Genomic DNA, 18,851 nt, shown 5'->3' with positions numbered 1-18,851 from the left:
TTTTGATGGCCGGCCCTGATTACTGGCCGTACTTCTCTTTCGCCTTCAGGCGATACGCGTGCAGAAGCGGCTCGGTGTAGCCATTCGGCTGCTCACGGCCCTTGAGCACCAGGTCCATGGCGGCCTGGAAGGCGATGCTGCCATCAAACTCCGGAGCCATGTCGCGGTACGACGGGTCGTTGGCGTTCTGGCGATCAACCACCGCGGCCATGCGCTTCATGGTCTCGTGGATCTGCTCTTCAGTGCAGATGCCGTGGTAGAGCCAGTTGGTCAGCAACTGTGACGCAATACGCAGCGTGGCACGGTCTTCCATCAGGCCCACATCGTTGATGTCCGGCACCTTGGAGCAGCCAACACCACTGTCGATCCAGCGCACCACGTAACCGAGGATACCCTGGGCGTTGTTATCCAGTTCCTGTTGGATCTCCTCCGCCGACAGGGACTTCGGATCGTCCATGACCGGAACGGTCAGGATGTCGTCCAGGTTGGCGCGGGTGCGGCTTTCCAGCTCTTTCTGGATATCCGCAACGCTGACCTGGTGATAGTGGGTCGCGTGCAGCGTGGCCGCTGTCGGTGATGGAACCCAGGCAGTATTGGCGCCAGCTTTCGGGTGGCCAATCTTGGCTTCCAGCATACCGGCCATCAGGTCCGGCATGGCCCACATGCCCTTACCGATCTGGGCAACACCACGGAAACCGGTTTCCAGGCCGATGTCCACGTTCCACTGCTCGTAGGCCTGGATCCATGCGGCCTGCTTCATCGGCCCCTTGCGGATAAACGGCCCCAGCTCCATGGAGGTGTGGATCTCATCCCCGGTGCGATCCAGGAAGCCGGTATTGATAAAGACAGCACGCTCCCTGGCAGCATGGATACAGGACTTGAGGTTCACGGTTGTGCGACGCTCCTCGTCCATGATGCCCACTTTCAGGGTGAAAGCCGGCAGACCAAGCGCGTCTTCAACGCGACCGAAGAACTCGTTGGTGAACGCCACTTCTTCCGGGCCGTGCATCTTCGGCTTGACGATGTAAACTGAACCCGTGGTGCTGTTCTGCAGCTTACCAGTACCCTTCAGGTCGTGAATCGCGATCAGCGAGGTCAACAGGCCGTCCATCAACCCTTCGGGCACTTCGCTGCCGTCTTTCAGCAGGATCGCCGGGTTGGTCATCAGGTGGCCCACGTTCCGCACGAACATCAGGCTGCGGCCCTTCAGCACCAGCTCACCGCCGCTCGGCTTGTTGTAAGCACGGTCTTCGTGCATCTTGCGGGTCATCTGCTGCCCGCCTTTCTCGAAGGTTTCTTCCAGGTCGCCTTTCATCAGGCCCAGCCAGTTGCGGTAGGCCAGCGCCTTGTCGTCCGCATCCACGGCGGCAACCGAGTCTTCGCAGTCCATGATGGTGGTCAACGCGGACTCCATCAGCACATCTTTAACGTTTGCGCCGTCATCCTTGCCGATCGGATGGCTGGCATCGATCTGGATCTCGAAATGCATGCCATTCTTGACCAGCAGAACGCCAGTCGGCGCATCGGCGGCACCGGTGTAGCCAACAAAACCGGACTCGTCTTTCAGGCCTGTGGATTCACCATTCTGCAGCTTGACTACCAGCTTGCCGCCCTCAACCAGGTACTTTGTTGCGTCCTTGTGGCTGCCAGAAGCCAGCGGAGCGGAGCTGTCCAGCAGGTTACGGGCAAATTCGATAACCTTGGCACCGCGCACCGGGTTATAGCCACGGCCTTTCTCGGCTCCATTTTCCTCGGAAATCGCATCGGTGCCGTAAAGCGCATCATACAGGCTACCCCAACGGGCGTTGGCGGCGTTCAGCGCAAAACGGGCGTTCATCACCGGAACCACGAGCTGGGGACCAGCCATCGTGGCCACTTCAGGGTCTACATTCGAGGTTGAAATTTTAAAGTCGCCTGGCTCATCGACCAGGTAGCCGATGTCTTGCAGGAACGACTTGTACTCGGCCATATCAAGCTTCTGGCCTTTATGGTCGCGGTTCCAGGAATCCAATTTTTCCTGGATGGCATCGCGCTTGGCGAGCAGCTCTTTATTGCGGGGTGCCAGTTCGTGAACAATCTTGTCGAACTCGGCCCAGAATTTGTCAGCATCGACACCGGTGCCCGGAATCGCTTCATTGTTAACGAAATCGAACAGGTTCTTTGCGACCTGAAGGCCGCCGACTTGTACGCGTTCTGTCATCGTTGTTTGCCTCAGTGGGTTACTGTATTCCCTGCCCTTTCATCGGGTTTCCCCGGAAGAGCCGTTATAATTCGAGGGCGGTATTGTACGGGAAATTCCCTACAAGGTCATGCCCGCGCCGACAACCAGACTTTTGGCTGAGCCAGGCGGAACACTACCCCCTGCGCCAGCTCGTTCCCTCGCGGCTGTCGTCCAGAATGATGCCCTTATCCGCCAACTCATCACGAATCCGGTCTGCCTCGGCGAAGTTCTTCTGCGCCCGCGCATCGGCCCGGGCCTGGATCATGGCCTCGATATCATCTGCGCTGAGTTCACTGCCGGTATCAGCCTGGAAGTAAGCTTCCGGGTCCTGCTGCAACAGCCCGAGAATACCGCCAAGCCTGACAAGCACTGCGGCGTGTTCGTTAGCTTCGTTATCGCGGCCATCCCTTCGCAACTGGTTGATCTCATTAGCGACGGCGTGAAGCACGGCCATGGCGCCGGCGGTGTTGAAGTCGTCATCCATGGCCTCGGCAAAGCGCCGATCATAGTCCGTTTCCGCCACATCCTTGGCGGGCACCAGCCCGCGAAGCGAATGATACAGCCTGGTCAGGGTGCGCCCCGCCTCAGCGAGATTTTCTTCCGAGTAATCCACCTGGCTACGGTAATGACTGGATACCAGGAAGTACCGCACCACTTCCGGCGCGTACTTCTCAAAAATTTCGCGAATGGTGAAGAAATTATCCAGGGACTTGGACATCTTTTCCTTGTTCACCCGAATGGCACCCGCGTGCATCCAGGTATTCACAAAGGTATGGCCATTGGCGCACTCGGACTGGGCGATTTCGTTCTCATGATGCGGAAACAGCAGATCCGGCCCGCCACCGTGGATATCGAAGGTCTCTCCAAGGCAGCGATTGGACATGGCCGAGCATTCGATATGCCAGCCAGGCCGACCATCGCCCCAGGGAGACTCCCAGCTTACTTCACCGGGCTTGGCAGCCTTCCACAGCACAAAGTCCGCGGGGCTTCGTTTGGCTTCCTGGACATCCACACGGGCGCCGGCCACCAGGTCTTCGAGCTTCTTCTTACTGAGCTTGCCGTAGTCCGGGTATGACTCCACGGAAAAATATACGTCACCATTATCTGCTGCATAGGCGTGCCCGCTGGTGACCAGTTTGTGGATCATAGCCACAATTTCATTGATGTATTCGGTAGCGCACGGCTCTTCCGTTGGAGACAAAACACCCAGCTTAGCCTCATCCTCGTGCATTGCCTTGATCATGCGTTTGGTGAGATCACTATAAACTTCACCGTTTTCCTCGGCACGGCGCAGGATCTTGTCGTCGATATCAGTGATATTACGAACGTAATGAACGTCGTACCCGCTATGACGCAAATACCGCGTAATCACATCAAACGCCACCAACACCCTTGCATGTCCGAGATGACAGTAGTCGTACACCGTCATGCCACACACGTACATGCGAACCTTTCCTGGCTCGATCGGCTGGAACTCTTCCTTCTTCTGACTAAGGGTGTTGTAGATTTTAATCACTTGATGCTCGTTGGTTGCCTGATGTATCGAGTTTTGGTGCGGGTCGCCGCCAGGCCGGGGGTATCTATCCGGGACACGCCGTGAATACGTCCCTGTAGGCTCGTAAAAAACATCCCTGTTTTTTACGGTCCCGGATAGATACCCCCGGCCTGGCGACTCCTCCCTACTTTGTTCGTGCCTTCAACTGCTATTTGCCTTTGCCCCAGGAATCCCGGAGGGTCACCGTACGGTTGAAAACCGGGTGACCCGAAGCGGCGGTTAACTCTTCATCACAAAAGAAGTACCCCTCCCGCTCGAACTGGTACGGCAAGTCTGTCCTGGGTGTGGCCAGGCTCTTCTCCACCCTGGCACCTTTGAGGACCACCAAGGATTCCGGGTTGATTGAGTCTACAAAGTCGGTTTCTTTGTCACTGTCCGGCGACTCATGATTGAACAACCGGTCGTACTGGTTGATGTCCGTTTCAACACTGTCTGTTGCCGATACCCAGTGGACGACGCCGTTCGGTTTATACCCTTCGGGGTTAACGCCCAGAGTGTTTGGATCGTACTCACATTTGAGTTCGACGATCTCGCCGCTATCGTCGCGAATAATCTCACGGCAGGTCATTACGTATCCGCCACGCAGACGCACCGCCTGATCCGGGGCCAGACGCTTCCACTTGCGCGGTGGCTCTTCGGCGAAGTCTTCCCGGTCGATGTAGAGGGTCTGGCTCCAGGTCACTTCCCGCTCGCCCATATCCGGGTTCTGTGGGTGAACCGGCAGCACCAGGGTTTCGGTCTTGTCTTCCGGGTAATTGGTCAGGGCGACCTTCAGCGGGCGCATCACGCACATGGCGCGGGGTGCACGGGTGTTAAGGTCTTCCCGGATGGCGTGCTCCAGCATGCCCATATCCACGGTGCCGCCAGCCTTGTTCACACCAATCATGTCGCAGAAGGTGCGGATGGATTCCGGGGTGTAGCCACGGCGGCGCAGGCCGGAAATGGTGGGCATGCGGGGGTCGCTCCAGCCGTCAACGAAACCTTCGTCCACCAACCGCCTGAGCTTGCGCTTACTGGTGATGGTGTAGTTCAGGTTCAGCCGCGCGAATTCAATCTGCCGTGGTTGGCAGGGGGCCGAGATGTTTTCCAGCACCCAGTCATACAGCGGGCGGTGATCCTCGAATTCCAGGGTGCATAGGGAGTGGGTGATCCCCTCCATGGCGTCGGAAATCGGATGGGTGAAGTCATACATCGGGTAGATGCACCACTTGTCACCGGTCTGGTGGTGGTCGGCGTAGCGAATCCGGTACAGGATCGGGTCCCTCAGGTTGATGTTGGGGGACGCCATGTCGATTTTGGCGCGCAGCACCAACTCGCCATTCTGGAATTTTCCGTCGCGCATATCGCGGAACAGTTGCAGGTTTTCCTGCACGGGACGGTCGCGGTATGGGCTGTTCTGGCCAGGCTTTTTCAGGGTGCCCCGGTATTCGGCCATCTGGTCCGCTGTCAGTGCACAGACATAGGCCTTGCCCTTTTCGATCAGCTCAACGGCAAAATCGTAAATGGCATCGAAGTAGTCCGAGGCGTAACGCACTTCGCCGGTCCATTCACAGCCCAACCAATGGACGTCCTGCTTGATAGAGTCAATGTACTCCTGGGATTCCTTTTCCGGGTTGGTATCATCAAACCGCAGGGTGCAATCGCCATCAAACGTTTCAGCGATGCCAAAATTCAGGCAGATCGACTTGGCGTGACCGATGTGCAGGTACCCGTTGGGTTCCGGCGGAAAACGGGTGACCACCTTGCCTGTGTGCTCGCCGTTGGCAATCGCGTCTTCGATCAGGCTCTGGATGAAGTTATGGGCTTTCTTGGACTCGGCGCTCATACAATCTCAATCATAGGGTGTGGGTCTGAAACCGCGTATTATACTCACAAATCATTGCCTAACTCATGCACGCGCTCAAACTCTTCAGTACAATAACGCCAACGTTGCTTTTTATACCCATTTGAACAGGAAACCCTGATGATTCTGCTGAAAACTTCCCACGGTGATATCACACTGGAACTGGATTACGACAACGCCCCGGAGACGGCCAAGAACTTTGAACAGTATGTTCGCGACGGCTTTTACGATGGCCTTGTTTTTCACCGTGTGATCAGCAACTTCATGATCCAGGGTGGTGGTTTCGAACCAGGCATGACCCCGCGCAAGACCCGTGAGCCAATCAAAAATGAGGCCAACAACGGCCTGAGCAACATGCAGGGCACTGTCGCCATGGCCCGCACCATGGACCCTCATTCCGCGACTGCACAGTTTTTCATCAACGTCGAGAACAACGGTTTCCTCGACCATACCGCCGAGAACGCTGAAGGTTGGGGCTACTGTGTGTTTGGCAAGGTGATGGAAGGCATGGACACGGTCAACGCCATCCGCTCCGTGCGCACCACCATGCGCTCCGGACACCAGGATGTTCCCGCCGAAGACGTGGTAATTGAGAAAGCCGAAGTTGTAGAGGATGGAGGCGCGGCGTGACCACGCTGTTCATCTCTGACTTGCATCTGGAAGAGTCCCGGCCGGACATTACCAATGCCTTCCTGGCTTTCCTGGACGAAAAGGCCCGGGGCGTAGAGAAGCTCTACATCCTGGGAGACTTTTTCGAGGCCTGGATTGGTGACGACGAGCGGACGCCACTCCAGGAACAGGTGGCGGAGGCGTTGCGTGCAGTCAGCAACACCGGCACGGAACTGTTCCTGATGCATGGCAACCGGGACTTCCTGATTGGCGAGGATTACTGCAACCGTATCGGCGCCACCCTGCTTGACGACCCAACCGTTGTGGATCTGTATGGCACGCCCACCTTGCTGATGCACGGTGACAGCCTGTGCACCGCCGATGTGGAGTACCAGAAGTTCCGCGCCAACATGCGCAACCCTCAGTGGCAGCAAATGATTCTTCAGCGTCCCCTGGCCGAGCGCCAGCAGATGGCCCGGCAGTTGCGGGAAATCAGCATGGCCAAGAACAAGGGCAAGGAAGAGTTCATTATGGATGTCACCCCCGACGAGGTGGTGAAGGAAATGGAAGCCCGCGGTGTGCAACGCCTGATTCACGGCCACACCCACCGCCCGGCGGTTCATGAACTGGAAGCCGGCGGCAAGCCTGCCAGGCGTATTGTACTGGGGGACTGGGACGAAAATGTCTGGTGGCTGGAAGTGGAGTCCGGCCAGGAACCGGTACTGAGAAAACACCCGCTATGATACCCTGGCCGGGTTCCGAAGCCCGGCCAGGTTTCACCCTCAGTGCTGTAGAATCTGCTCCAGGAACTTCTGAGTCCTGGCTTCCCTGGGGTTGGTGAAAAACTCCCTGGGCGGCGCGCCCTCGACGATTTCACCACCATCCATAAAGATCACCCTGTCGGCCACGGTTTTGGCGAATCCCATCTCATGCGTCACACAAAGCATGGTCATACCGCTTCCAGCCAGCTCGATCATGACATCCAGCACTTCCTTGATCATTTCAGGATCAAGTGCCGAGGTAGGCTCATCAAACAGCATGATTTTCGGCTTCATGCACAGCGCCCGGGCAATTGCGACCCGCTGCTGCTGACCTCCAGACAATTGCCCGGGGTACTTGTCGGCCTGTTCCGGAATCCTTACGCGTTCAAGGTACTCCATCGCCGATGCCTCAGCCTCCTTTCGTGGTGTCTTCCTTACCCAAATGGGTGACAGGCAGCAATTTTCCAGCACCGTCAGGTGGGGAAACAGGTTGAAGTGCTGGAACACCATGCCCACTTCCTTGCGCACGCTGTCGATCTGGCGCACGTCGTCGGTAAGCTCGACATCGTCCACGATGATCTTGCCCTTCTGGTGTTCTTCCAGTCGGTTGATACAGCGAATAAACGTCGATTTTCCGGACCCTGACGGGCCACAGATAACAATGCGCTCCCCCTGTTGCACGTTCAGGTTAAGATTCTTCAGTACATGGAAGTCGCCATACCACTTATGCATACCCTCAACGCGTATGATGTCCGGCTTTCCGCTGGCCGGCCCCGGGGATGATGGCTGCGCCTCGGGCGCCTGAGTCTGTTCTGTCATAGGGTTACCCATCAGGTTTTATGACCGGTGTCGAGTTTACGTTCCAGGTTCTGGCTGTAGCGGGAAATACCGAAACAGAAGACCCAGAAACAGAAGGCGACAAACACATAACCTTCCACGGCGACGTTCTGCCAGGCCGGGTCGGTTACGGTCGATTGCACGGTTCCAAGGATGTCGAACAAGCCGATAATCAACACCAGCGTGGTGTCCTTGAAAAGCGATATGAAGGTGTTCACGATGCCGGGAATCACCATGGTCAGGGCCTGCGGCAATATCACCAGCCCCATTTTTTTCCAGTAGCCAAGCCCGAGCGCGCTGGCGGCCTCATATTGGCCACGGGGTATCGCCTGCAGTCCACCACGAATTACCTCCGCCATATAGGCCGACTGCCATAGCGTGATGCCTATCAGGGCGCGCGCCAGCTTCTCGAAGCTCATGCCTTCGGGGAGGAACAGCGGCAACATAACCGAGGCCATAAACAGCACGGTTATGAGTGGAACCGCCCGCCAGACTTCGATGAACACTACGCTCAACCCACGGATAACAGGCATTTCGGACCGCCGGCCGAGGGCCAACAAAGTGCCAATCGGCAACGAAGCGATAATGCCGATGTAGGCCAGTATCAGCGTCAGCATCAACCCGCCCCATTTGCTGCTTTCCACCGGTTCAAGACCGAAAAGCCCACCAGGAATCATGAAAAAGCCGATCACCGGCAGCCCGGTCAGCCCGAAGATACCCAGCCATTTGCGGGCCGGAAAGCCTTCAATGAACTGGGGCACGAAGGCAACGGCAAGCAGGATAAACATCGCATCCACCCGCCACTGCAGATCATCGGGATAAAACCCGTAGATAAAGAAGTTCAGGCGCTGGTTGATAAAGAGCCAACAGGCGCCCTCGCCTGCGCAATCACTGGGCTCAGCCCCCGTGAAAGTGGCCTCCAGGAACAACCAGTTCATCAGGGGTGCAATACTGGTCAGCACCAGGTAGCCAATAACCACCGTCAGCAGTGTGTTGTACCAGGAAGAGAACAGGTTTGAACGTATCCACTTGACGGGGGCGAGTGCCTTTTTGGGTCGTTGTACTTCAGACTCGGTCATCATCGTTCCTTAATGGCCACGGCCCGGTTGTAGATGTTCATGAAAAGGGAAATCAGCAAACTGATGGTCAGATAGACCGCCATGGTGATCGCCACAACCTCAACCGCCTGCCCCGTCTGGTTCAGGGTTGTTCCCATAAACACAGCCACCAGGTCGGGATAACCGATAGCGGTTGCCAGGGAGGAGTTCTTGACGAGGTTCAGGTACTGGCTGGTTAGCGGTGGAATGATGACCCGCATAGCCTGGGGAATCACCACCAACCTGAGAGTAAGGTTGGCCGGAAGACCCAATGCCTTGGAGGCTTCGGTCTGCCCCTTGCTCACCGAAAGGATACCGGAGCGCACAATCTCTGCGATAAAACTGGCGGTGTAGAGCGACAGTGCAACCCAGAGCGCGGCGAGTTCCGGGATGATGACGAAGCCACCTCCGAAGTTGAAGCCCTGAAGCTCCGGAATCTCCCACTGCAGGGGCTGGCCAGCCAGGAAGTAAGCAATGACCGGCAGCCCGACGATAAGACCAACGCCAACCTTGAATACCGGGAAGATTTCACCGGTTTCAAGTTGCCGCTTCCTGGACCAGCGGCGCAAGGCAACAGTCCCGATAATAGCCACAGTAAGTGCACCATAAACCAGGCCAAAGCCGTCCTGGGCGAAAGGCTCAGGCATGTAGAGCCCACGGTTGTTCAGGAACAGCCAGTCACCCACATCCATTGTCTGGCGAGGTGAAGGCAGGTTTCGCAGTACCGCGAAGTACCAGAAGAATATCTGCAACAGCAGCGGAATGTTACGGATGACCTCTATGTAGGTCAGTGCCAGCTTGGCAACCAGCCAGTTCGTGGACAGCCTCGCCACACCAACGACAAAGCCGATGATGGTGGCCGTCACAATGCCCATTGCCGACACCAGTAAGGTATTAAGCAGCCCGACGAAGAATGTGCGGCCATAAGACATGGTCGCATCAAAAGGGATCAGGTGCATGATGATGCCGAAACCGGCCGATTCTCCGAGGAAACCGAAACCGGTACTGATGCCACGGCTTTCCATGTTGGAGAGGGTATTGTCCACTAGCGTCCAGCCAGCCCAGAAGACCAGAGAGATAGCGACAATCTGAAAGAAGATGGAACGGACCTGTGGGTCGTACCAGGGCTTTGGGCCCGCGGGCCTGGAATCAATATTCTGGTTTTTCATGCTTGTTCCCGGAAAGCAAACCTGCGGTTGAACACATCACAGAACTCAGGGAGCGGCGACAACCGCCACCGCCCCGCTGAATTGCTTTCAGGAATTAACGTACTGGCGGCGCATACATGATGCCGCCTTCAGTCCAAAGCGCGTTAAGACCGCGGTCAAGGCCAAGAGGTGTGTCCGGGCCAACGTTACGGTTGTACATCTCGCCGTAGTTGCCAACGCCCTTCACGATGGCATAGCCAAAGTCATCCGGCAGGCCGAGCTTGGCGCCCATGTCGCCGTCAGTACCCAGCAGACGCTGGATATTGGGGTTGTCGGACTTCAACATGTCATCCACATTGGACGATGAAACACCCAATTCTTCGGCATTGATCTGAACGGAGAGCACCCACTTCACAATATTGAACCACTGGTCATCACCCTGGCGAACAACCGGACCCAGCGGCTCCTTGGAAATGGTTTCCGGGAGGATTTTGGCGGAATCCGGCTCAGCCAGCTTTGAGCGTAAGGCTGCAAGCTGCGAACGGTCGGATGTCAGCACATCACAACGGCCGGAAGCAAAACCCTGTACTGTCTGCTCGGAGGTATCGAACACCAGTGGCTTGAAGTCCATACCCTTGGCACGGAAGTAATCCGCCAGGTTCAGTTCGGTGGTGGTACCCGCCTGGATACAGATTGTCGCGCCGCTGAGTTGTGACGCTTCATCCACACCCAGGTCCTTTTTGACCAGGAAGCCCTGGCCGTCGTAATAATTGACGCCGGCGAAGTTCAGGCCGAGGGAGGCATCTCTCGTCAGGGTCCAGGTGGTGTTCCGCGAGAGCATATCGATCTCGCCGGACTGGAGTGCGGTAAAACGTTCCTTTGCAGTCAGCGGCGTGAACTGCACTGCTTTCGGGTCGCCGAAAACGGCGGCAGCAACGGCGCGACAGGTATCCACATCGATACCGGTCCAATTACCCTTGTCATCCGGCTGGGAGAACCCCGGCAGGCCTGTTGTTACACCACACTGCAGATGTCCTTTTTCCTTGACACTCTCGAGCGTTGTAGCCGCGCTGGCCACCGAAGCGGTAAACACACTGCACAGCATGACTGCGCCGACTGCAATCGACTTGGTGTTTTTCATTATCGTATCTCCAAAATTCCGTTGGTTAGAGGTGCACCGAATATGAGCAATTTACGAGCCAGATATACCAACGTGTTGATTTATAATATTTGTTTTTCATACAAGCCGCCTGAGAAAACGCACAAAACCCGCAACTGGCCTCAAGATTGTGCAGCCTTCGCCTTGCTTCAGCGCAGACAGAGGGACCATGGGGCAGGCATTTTCCCGACCGCTCCATTATAAAGTAGAAGCCGTTCGGGAAATGGACCAGTTTTCGTGAATTATTTTGGTGCGGATGGAGCTGAAACTGGCTCACGATAGGTTTCCAGGCGCCGGAGCCAACCCGGCAGCCAACGCTCTTTCTCGATTGAGTCGTCTGCGTTTTCAGCCCGACGGCTCAGCACCTCAGCGGCTGCCATCCGAAATTGTTCCACGGTGGGCCTGGCGTCTTCCTCCATGTTAATCAGGACCTGCAGTAGCCCCCATCCATCGCCGTTATATTGCTCGGCGGACGACAACCCCTCGCCCTTGAAGTTGACGTAGTCGATTACCGCATAAACTCCGCCTGGCGTGCTGACCAGGGATTCAAGGTGCTGTCGGACGCGTGACGCCTGAGAGGCCGGCGCCGCTTGCACGATGCGCGACAACGAGTCACTTGCGCGCTGGACGATGAACCCGGCCTGGAGATCCCGGGTTGCATCCAGAAACTCACGCAGCTCGGTAATGCGAGCGGAATCGGCCACCTTGAGATAAGCCGCCCTGTCCGGCCATGGAGCATCAAATGGATCGAGTCTTGCCAGCCAGCGCGGTAATGGAGCATTGTGCTCGGACATATACCGGATCAATGCAGGAAAGCTTTCGACAAACCGACCATCCACGCCGGACGGGTACCAGATGAAGTGCCCGATCCCGAGAGACGGAAATGCCTCCCCTTCATTCCAGTGCACCAGGCAGGTTGTCTTGGCGGAACACTCATTACGGAACACCTGCTGGCCGATCCAGTCGAGTTCGGCGCGGTTCAGATCAATCTCCGGCACGCTCTCATCACGTGCCTTATCCTCATTGAGTGCCTTTTCCGATAGCTCCGGTGTATTACCGTCTGAGCAGCCGGTAAAAGTAAATACGAGCAGCAGCCCGATTAACAGTGCTTCATAAACGTCTCGCGACATTGCCAGCCTCCAGCCGGTATCGATAATCTGTTTGGTAGACACAGGGCCTCTCACTGCAACACTGACGGCCTGAATCAGGATTAAACACCGGACGACACTATGGCATTTTTCTCGGGGCTCATGACCAGACACTTCTGCAAAACGATGCTTTTAGCATTCTGCTGGCTGGTGGCCGTCAGGGCGAGCTACGTATTGCAAAGCGGTGTCTGGCCCGATACCTCTGCGATGATTGCCAGCGACCTGGCCGGTGCATTCATTCTTGCTGTCTTACTGACTGTAACAACAGGTGTCTTCAGGGCCATCCTGGTCATAGTACTTGGATGTGCGGCCTTCGTTGCAGGCATGCACCTGACGGTACACGGGACACTGTTCCAGTTGTCGCTCATCGGCAAGAGTGTCGACCCTACCTTTGTCACCGGCAGCCTGATCAACGTTCACTCACTGTGGCTTCCAATCTATATTTTCCTTGCCTGGTTACTTCATCGACTCCACCGCAGTATCAAACCTGAAACGCCGTTGGCCGGTCACAGTGGGCAAGTCGTGCTCGCTGTACTTGTAACGGTGGTTTACGGCATCTCCTTTCAGAGTCTTACGACACCAGCCAACAATCTTGTTGCCAGCTTTTTCTCCCAAATACCCGGCGCTCTCATTGCCCCTGTCAGCACGAAGCTACTCACTGTCACAGAATCCGCCACCACGCCAAAAGAAACCCTTGAAGGCGCCAGCTTCTTTCGTCACCAGGTTGCTACCCCCAATGTGGAGGAGCCACCCAATGTGCTGCTGATCATGGTTGAGGGCTTGTCGGGCGGCTACTTCCCGAGCCTGAGTGACTATCACGAACTGGACCCGACCGTTGAGTTGGCCAATCTCGAAACGAACCTGCGCCGACACGGTTTTCGCATATACCGCAACGCACTGAGCATGGATCGGCAGACGAATCGCGGCACCTTCGCCATCCTTTGCGGCGAATATCCGGATTTCCGCAGGCAATCCCGGAAAATGGTTGATGTCGCCGAAGACCGCGCCGAAGTGGACTGCATGCCGGGCCGCCTCAAGGAGCATGGCTATCACACCGCTTACTGGCAGGCCGCCCCGCTCGACTACATGCAGAAAGGTGAATTTATGCCCAAGGCAGGATTCATCGACGTAACCGGCGCCGGCATTTTCAACGGGCCCGAGGACGAGGTAGAGGGGTGGGGGCCGCCAGACCCGGTCTATTTCGACAACATCGCACAACGCCTCCGGCAACTGGACTCACAAACGTCTCCATGGCTGGTCACACTGCTGAACGTAGGCACTCACCACCCTTTCAATATTGGCGAAAAGAGGGAGGAGCAAGAGGAACGAGAAAAACAGGACTCCGATGGCAAGCTGGATGCCGAGGACATTACACCAGAGCCACAGGAAGCGCGGCGGATGGCGATGAAAACCATGGAGGAATCACTGAATCGCTTCCTCAACGGCCTGGCGTCCGACGGTATTCTTGACGACACCCTGGTGATCGTTACCTCCGATGAATCCGGCGGCTTCATCAGGAAAGACCACGAATCCATACCGCTGAACAGTAATGTCGGTGTGCTGGCCCTGCGTCCTCCAGACAGGGATTCACTGGAGCGCTACGCTGATCGGGACCAGATCGTCGCCCAGATTGATATTCCGCCAACCATCCTGGACGTTACCGGGTTCAGCAAGAAAGCCGGCGATATGATCGGTCGGAGTCTACTGGTGAGGCAGCAAGGCAACCCCCGGAACCTGCTTCTGGCAGACACTTACACAGGGCTCAAGTATTTCCTCCGGGAGTCGGGACAATTGCTGAGCTGCAGCGAACTCATGACAAACTGCAGTAGCTGGCGTTTTGAGCCGGAGCGCCTGTTCGGCACACTGGAGCAGACGGATGCGGAACCTTTCCTGACCTTCGAGGAACGCACCGCGCTGTTTAACAGGGCAGCGCGGATGAAACCCGCGGAAACCCCCTGAGCCGGAAATGAAGATCCTTGCACTGCATACACTGGCATTCCTGCACATTCATCGCCGGGCACTATTGGCTTTTTACCTGTTTTTTACCGGCCTGGCCCTGGCAGCACTCACGCCACTCTTCTCAGGAGCGTTGGCAGCCCTTCGTCCCATTACCGGCCAGGCAGCGATCAGCACAGGTGGACTAGTCCAGTTCGTGGTGTCTCCCGGTGGCCTGGTTTGGCTAGCAGCAACGGCGAGCCTTACCGCTCTTCTGGTCGTCCTTCAACAGGCGGGAATGACCTGGATCGCCGCCTCAGGTGGGCGCCGGGAATATCGGATAGCCATTTCCGCGCTCTGGGCCCTGGCCCGCCATTTCAAACGGTTACTGTCCCTGACCCTGTTGCAGGTGGGGGGCCACCTCCTGACGGCATTGCCGTTTTTACTTGCGATTGTCCTTGCCTATCAGTGGTTGCTGTCCTCCCATGACCTTTACTATCTGAAACTGGAACGACCACCAGTGGTCTGGTGGTTCATGGGTATTTCCGGCGTGGCAGCGCTGGGGATCACCCTTTGTAATGGCTGGCTCTATCTGCGCTGGATACTGTCCGTTCCGCTGGTCCTGCTTGATGGTCTCGACGCGCGGGACGCGCTCAGGCGAAGCAGTCGTTATGTTCATGGCCAACGGCTACCAGCAACGGGGGCGCTCATATCCGGCCTGGCCGGGCTGATCCTGCTGCCTATTCTGGTAACATGGGTGTTCCAGGCTATGGGTAGCCAGATACTGACTGCTCTGCCCGAGCGAATGGATGTGCTCGTGCCCGTTACTCTGGGTTTTATCGCCCTTTATATCCTCTTTACGCTTACCGTCGCCTTCGTCGGCATGGCAGCCTACAGCATGCTGCTGTACAGCGTTTACAGGCAGGCGACCGGCCACCACCGACAGGTCCCCGTTAAAGACCTGCCTGAACAGGCCGCCCCGCTGGCCTGGACAGCCGAGCTTCTGATCCTCGTCCTTGCCGTCACCCAGGCCTGGTTCGTGTTGCAATCTTTCGAGCAACAGGACGAGGTTGCCATAACTGCCCACAGGGGCAGCGCCTTCAAGGCACCTGAAAACACCCTGAGCGCCATTGAACAGGCTGTTCAGGACGGCGCCGACTACATTGAAGTTGATGTCCGCATGACCGCGGATGGCGTACCGGTACTCTGGCACGACAGCGATATGCGACGGGTGTTCGGGCTTGCCGGGAAGATCTCCGACATCAGTCTGGAGGAGGCCCGCAGCAGGGATGCGGGCTCCTGGTTTGGCCCGGCCTTCAGCGGCGAACGAATCGCCACGTTGGAAGAAGTCATTTCCGCCACCAGGGGCAAAGCCAAACTGTACGTGGATATAAAACCAGACCCGGACAGTCCCGGACTGACCCGGAAAGTTGTCGGCCTGCTCCAGCAAATGGATGCGGTTGACGGCACCGTCATTGCTGCCGCCGAATGGTACGTCCTGGCAAAGGCTCGCAGGCTTGAGCCAGCACTGAAAACCACCCTGCTGGCACAATTCATCGTCGGCCCACTTTGGGAACAGAGTTTTGACAATCTGGGCCTGCGGCAGAACAGGGTCACGCCCACCACGGTTGCCCAAACCCACCGGGCTGATAACGAACTGCATGTCTGGACCGTCAATAGTCCCCGCGCCATGTCACGGTTTATTGATATGGGCGTGGACAACATTATCACGGATCGGCCCGCAGTACTGGCGGAGCTCCTGGAGCAACGGCGGGGACTGACCGACGCGGAGCTGTTAGTCGTCAAACTGCGAAACTGGTTGCGCTAGCCTAATCGCGCGAACGTAACCGATATCCGAAGCCAGTAACGGTTTCGACACGGGTGGCTCGGTTGCCTAGCTTTCTGCGCAGGGTACGCACCACCGCGTCAACCACATTGCTGCCACCCTCGTAGCGGGTTCCCCAGACATCCCTCAACAGTTCGCTGCGGGAGACTGCTTTGCCCTGACGGGCAACCAGGTAGCGCATGACCCCGAACTCAAGTGGTGTCAGGGTCACCCTGCCCTCATCAAGCACCAACTCCCTGGCATCCGGGTCCAGCAGTTCCACTTCGCGCTGAACACCCAGTTCCGCAGCCGCAAGATCCGCCAGCCAGCCATCCACCGAGGCCGGGCCAAAGTCGAGCACGGCGGAGTGATAGTGGTGGCCATCCAGTACAATGGTTCGATCTGTCAGCACTTCAAATCCCAGGCGCCGGGCAACGGCAGCATAGTCGCCTATGTTCATCACGGCCAGATAAACACGGCGGAGCTCGGGCCTCAGCTCCATGTAGGTTCGCTTCAGGTCCAACCAGACCGCTGCCTGTACATCCCCCGGAGAATCTCGGTCTTCAATACTCAGCCAGCGGCGGCAGAACAGGGCAATTTCGCCCCTTGGCATCGGGTGGTGTTTCAGGTGTGAATACCATTGATCCATAATCGGGTCGTCCAACAACCAACCGGGCTCAACCTCATCCGATCGGAACTTGCAGTAAAAGCCGACCATATGACCTTCACTGTCTCGGACCGAAGAAAATGCCTGCGGTAAACGACGCCACCATGTAAGAATGGCGTCAGCGGCCTCAACGCCTTCGCAGGCGTGCGCAATATCTGCCAGCGCCCGCTCATCAGCAGCACTCGCCAATTCCACGGTCAACGTCGGAGAGCCACTGGGAAAGAAGGCTTCCCGTACCACCGGGTTCTCAATCATGAACAGCATGTCCGCGGTATAGCGCCAGAGATCGCCACCTCCGGCAGAGCCCGCCTCACGGGTTAATTGTCGCCAGGCAGCCCGCCGGTATTCGAGATAACGCCCGGGATCGCTGGCATGAAGGGATCGTGCAATGGCTTCCCGAACAGCATCATGAATCATCAATCCATCACTGGCGCCATCCACGAACGGTAAACGGCGCAAACGCTCCCACGCATCCTGGGGTGCGAGATCCGGAAATAGCGCCTGCAGCAGCGAGATCGTCACCCGACGAACGACAGCTGATCCTTCAAGCACCCGCCTGGTGACCGCATCGCCCACATCCTCAAGGAAAATACGTGTCAGCTCGTCCAGGGCATGCTGTAACGGGGCACCTGTAGGCCAGTGCTCAGGCGCTGACTCCCGCAGGGCAGCTGCTGCCAGTTTCAGTGCCAATGGATGGCCATGGGTAGAACGGGCAATCATTGCCCCATCCGCCTTATTGATGCCCTGGCTCAGCAAAAAATCTTCCGCTTCCTTTTCTGTCAGCGATGGCACGGGCACCGCCTGCATAACCTGGCCCCACCCCGCGCATGCATACCACGCCGCGCCTGGCGGCTGACGACCAAGCAGCACAACCCTTACGTTCTCGGGGAGCGATGGCGTGAACACCTGCCTGAACCAAGTGTCCAACAGCTGGAAAACCTCGAAGGTATCAAAAGCCAGGATAACAACGCCTCCGAGATCGCCCAGACGGTCCACAACCACTCCGGTATTCAGCGCTGATACACCAATTGCCTCACCCAGCGCCCTGACAACACCTTGCTCGGTGGGCTCCACATGGCGACAGTCAAGCTGGATGACTGTCGCTCCCTGAGCCCGGGCAATGCCTGAAAAACGAGCCAGCAGGGTAGATTTGCCAATACCGGCAATGCCGTGAACATGCAATATCCGTGGCCCGTGCGGTTCCAGCAGGGTTCCCAGAGTGGTCAATTCAGCAACACGGCCCACGAACGTCTGATGCGCGTGGGCCGCCAGCAAGTCGGACATCCTTTGGGGCATGGCAGATACCTCCCGCTACATTCTCATAATATTCTCATCCCCTCATCACCTCTAACCACGCATTCAGGGCTATAACTGACAATAGCAGTAACAACAAACAAACCCGCATCACGAAAGGAGTATAGATATGAGCACCGAATGGAAAATGCAGGGGGAATACCTTGAAAGCTGCACCTGCAGGGGCGCCTGTCCCTGCATCTATCTGGAACCACCGACGGAGGGGGACTGCACAGCCATGGTCGGCTGGCACATTAAAAACGGCCACTACGGTGAGGTCACGCTGGATAACCTGAACATCGCCGTGGTGCTGAACGCCCCGGGGCCCATGGCCGAAGGCAACTGGAAAGCCGTGCTGTACATTGACGAACGAGCAGACGAGCAGCAGCAGGAGGCGCTGGGTGCCGTGTTTGGTGGCAAGGCCGGAGGCCACCCCGAAATACTGGCGTCGATGATTGGAGAGGTACTTGCGGTGGAGAAGCATCCCATCGGCTTTGTCATCGAAAAAGGCCACCGCCACCTGACCATCGGTGAGTCTCACGAAGCCCGCATCAACGCCATCGAAGGACAGGATGGCCGGGATGTAACCATTAACGCTCACCCATTTGCAGTTGCACCCGGTCATTCGCTTGTGGTCGCCAAGTCCCGGTCCCTGCGTCATCAGAGTCATGGACTGCAAATGAATCTGAGCGGACGGACAGCGCTCTACTCGCCTTTCGAGTACACCGGGCCATAACAACGGAGGTCATCGCA

Annotated in this window: 14 protein-coding genes; 5 read left to right on the top strand and 9 right to left on the bottom strand. The window is 57.1% G+C overall.

Annotated features, from left to right (window positions below; genetic code table 11):
- Positions 1-19 precede the first annotated feature (19 nt).
- From NLU14_RS02905 to NLU14_RS02895, 3 genes are all read right to left on the bottom strand, one after another.
- Positions 20-2,200 carry a malate synthase G gene (locus tag NLU14_RS02905; RefSeq protein ID WP_275704657.1) on the bottom strand — a complete coding sequence of 727 codons (2,181 nt, stop codon included), beginning with the start codon at positions 2,198-2,200 and terminating at the stop codon, positions 20-22.
- Positions 2,201-2,354: 154 nt separating this feature from the next.
- Positions 2,355-3,737, bottom strand: coding sequence for a cysteine--tRNA ligase (gene cysS / locus NLU14_RS02900; RefSeq protein WP_275704656.1), 1,383 nt, complete (start codon positions 3,735-3,737; stop codon positions 2,355-2,357).
- A gap of 187 nt (positions 3,738-3,924) precedes the next feature.
- A complete protein-coding gene (locus NLU14_RS02895) occupies positions 3,925-5,601 on the bottom strand; it encodes a glutamine--tRNA ligase/YqeY domain fusion protein (protein WP_275704655.1) in 1,677 nt (558 codons plus the stop codon).
- 138 nt (positions 5,602-5,739) lie between these two features.
- Between NLU14_RS02895 and NLU14_RS02890 the strand changes: the two genes are divergently transcribed.
- Both NLU14_RS02890 and NLU14_RS02885 read left to right on the top strand, forming a co-directional pair.
- Entirely contained in the window at positions 5,740-6,249 is a 510-nt protein-coding gene (locus NLU14_RS02890; protein WP_275704654.1) for a peptidylprolyl isomerase, read from the top strand.
- Complete coding sequence (locus tag NLU14_RS02885; RefSeq protein WP_275704653.1) at positions 6,246-6,971, top strand: UDP-2,3-diacylglucosamine diphosphatase; 726 nt, start codon at positions 6,246-6,248, stop codon at positions 6,969-6,971. The genes NLU14_RS02890 and NLU14_RS02885 overlap by 4 nt, the downstream gene beginning before the upstream one ends.
- 39 nt (positions 6,972-7,010) lie before the next feature.
- Here NLU14_RS02885 and NLU14_RS02880 read toward each other — a convergent pair whose 3' ends face one another.
- The 5 genes from NLU14_RS02880 to NLU14_RS02860 all read right to left on the bottom strand — a co-directional run bounded on the left by NLU14_RS02880 (position 7,011) and on the right by NLU14_RS02860 (position 12,360).
- Positions 7,011-7,721 (bottom strand): amino acid ABC transporter ATP-binding protein, encoded by a 711-nt coding sequence (locus NLU14_RS02880; protein WP_275704733.1) that lies wholly within the window; start codon positions 7,719-7,721, stop codon positions 7,011-7,013.
- Between the two features lie 98 nt (positions 7,722-7,819).
- The gene (locus NLU14_RS02875) at positions 7,820-8,905 is read right to left on the bottom strand and encodes an amino acid ABC transporter permease (RefSeq protein WP_420845017.1); all 1,086 of its coding nucleotides are present in this window, start codon (positions 8,903-8,905) and stop codon (positions 7,820-7,822) included.
- The gene (locus NLU14_RS02870) at positions 8,905-10,092 is read right to left on the bottom strand and encodes an amino acid ABC transporter permease (RefSeq protein ID WP_275704651.1); all 1,188 of its coding nucleotides are present in this window, start codon (positions 10,090-10,092) and stop codon (positions 8,905-8,907) included. The genes NLU14_RS02875 and NLU14_RS02870 overlap by 1 nt, the downstream gene beginning before the upstream one ends.
- 94 nt (positions 10,093-10,186) lie before the next feature.
- Positions 10,187-11,212: an amino acid ABC transporter substrate-binding protein gene (locus NLU14_RS02865; protein ID WP_420845016.1), complete on the bottom strand. Its 1,026-nt coding sequence runs from the start codon at positions 11,210-11,212 to the stop codon at positions 10,187-10,189.
- Positions 11,213-11,472: 260 nt separating this feature from the next.
- Positions 11,473-12,360 carry a hypothetical protein gene (locus NLU14_RS02860; protein WP_275704650.1) on the bottom strand — a complete coding sequence of 296 codons (888 nt, stop codon included), beginning with the start codon at positions 12,358-12,360 and terminating at the stop codon, positions 11,473-11,475.
- Between the two features lie 99 nt (positions 12,361-12,459).
- On the opposite strand from NLU14_RS02860, the gene NLU14_RS02855 reads away from it, so the two are divergent.
- Entirely contained in the window at positions 12,460-14,337 is a 1,878-nt protein-coding gene (locus NLU14_RS02855) for an LTA synthase family protein (protein ID WP_275704649.1), read from the top strand.
- A 7-nt stretch (positions 14,338-14,344) separates the two neighbouring features.
- Positions 14,345-16,141: a glycerophosphodiester phosphodiesterase family protein gene (locus NLU14_RS02850; RefSeq protein ID WP_275704648.1), complete on the top strand. Its 1,797-nt coding sequence runs from the start codon at positions 14,345-14,347 to the stop codon at positions 16,139-16,141.
- 1 nt (position 16,142) lies between these two features.
- Here the strand turns inward: NLU14_RS02850 and NLU14_RS02845 are convergent, their stop codons facing one another.
- Entirely contained in the window at positions 16,143-18,101 is a 1,959-nt protein-coding gene (locus NLU14_RS02845) for a winged helix-turn-helix domain-containing protein (protein ID WP_275704647.1), read from the bottom strand.
- A 127-nt stretch (positions 18,102-18,228) separates the two neighbouring features.
- Between NLU14_RS02845 and NLU14_RS02840 the strand changes: the two genes are divergently transcribed.
- The gene (locus NLU14_RS02840) at positions 18,229-18,834 is read left to right on the top strand and encodes a DUF1326 domain-containing protein (RefSeq protein ID WP_275704646.1); all 606 of its coding nucleotides are present in this window, start codon (positions 18,229-18,231) and stop codon (positions 18,832-18,834) included.
- The last annotated feature ends 17 nt before the right edge of the window (positions 18,835-18,851 follow it).

This window comes from Marinobacter iranensis (genome assembly GCF_029207565.1).
Lineage (GTDB): Bacteria > Pseudomonadota > Gammaproteobacteria > Pseudomonadales > Oleiphilaceae > Marinobacter > Marinobacter iranensis.
The sequence above is the reverse complement of the archived record's forward strand: the minus strand, read 5'-3'. Positions and strand labels throughout refer to the sequence as shown.

What these genes read in the sequence shown, in the direction of transcription:
- NLU14_RS02905 (WP_275704657.1), bottom strand. Translation starts at nt 2,200, where the DNA reads ATGACAGAACGCGTACAAGTCGGCGGCCTTCAGGTCGCAAAGAACCTG.
- NLU14_RS02895 (WP_275704655.1), bottom strand. Translation starts at nt 5,601, where the DNA reads ATGAGCGCCGAGTCCAAGAAAGCCCATAACTTCATCCAGAGCCTGATC.
- NLU14_RS02890 (WP_275704654.1), top strand. Translation starts at nt 5,740, where the DNA reads ATGATTCTGCTGAAAACTTCCCACGGTGATATCACACTGGAACTGGAT.
- NLU14_RS02880 (WP_275704733.1), bottom strand. Translation starts at nt 7,721, where the DNA reads ATGCATAAGTGGTATGGCGACTTCCATGTACTGAAGAATCTTAACCTG.
- NLU14_RS02875 (WP_420845017.1), bottom strand. Translation starts at nt 8,905, where the DNA reads ATGACCGAGTCTGAAGTACAACGACCCAAAAAGGCACTCGCCCCCGTC.
- NLU14_RS02870 (WP_275704651.1), bottom strand. Translation starts at nt 10,092, where the DNA reads ATGAAAAACCAGAATATTGATTCCAGGCCCGCGGGCCCAAAGCCCTGG.
- NLU14_RS02865 (WP_420845016.1), bottom strand. Translation starts at nt 11,212, where the DNA reads ATGAAAAACACCAAGTCGATTGCAGTCGGCGCAGTCATGCTGTGCAGT.
- NLU14_RS02860 (WP_275704650.1), bottom strand. Translation starts at nt 12,360, where the DNA reads ATGTCGCGAGACGTTTATGAAGCACTGTTAATCGGGCTGCTGCTCGTA.
- NLU14_RS02855 (WP_275704649.1), top strand. Translation starts at nt 12,460, where the DNA reads ATGGCATTTTTCTCGGGGCTCATGACCAGACACTTCTGCAAAACGATG.
- NLU14_RS02850 (WP_275704648.1), top strand. Translation starts at nt 14,345, where the DNA reads ATGAAGATCCTTGCACTGCATACACTGGCATTCCTGCACATTCATCGC.
- NLU14_RS02845 (WP_275704647.1), bottom strand. Translation starts at nt 18,101, where the DNA reads ATGCCCCAAAGGATGTCCGACTTGCTGGCGGCCCACGCGCATCAGACG.
- NLU14_RS02840 (WP_275704646.1), top strand. Translation starts at nt 18,229, where the DNA reads ATGAGCACCGAATGGAAAATGCAGGGGGAATACCTTGAAAGCTGCACC.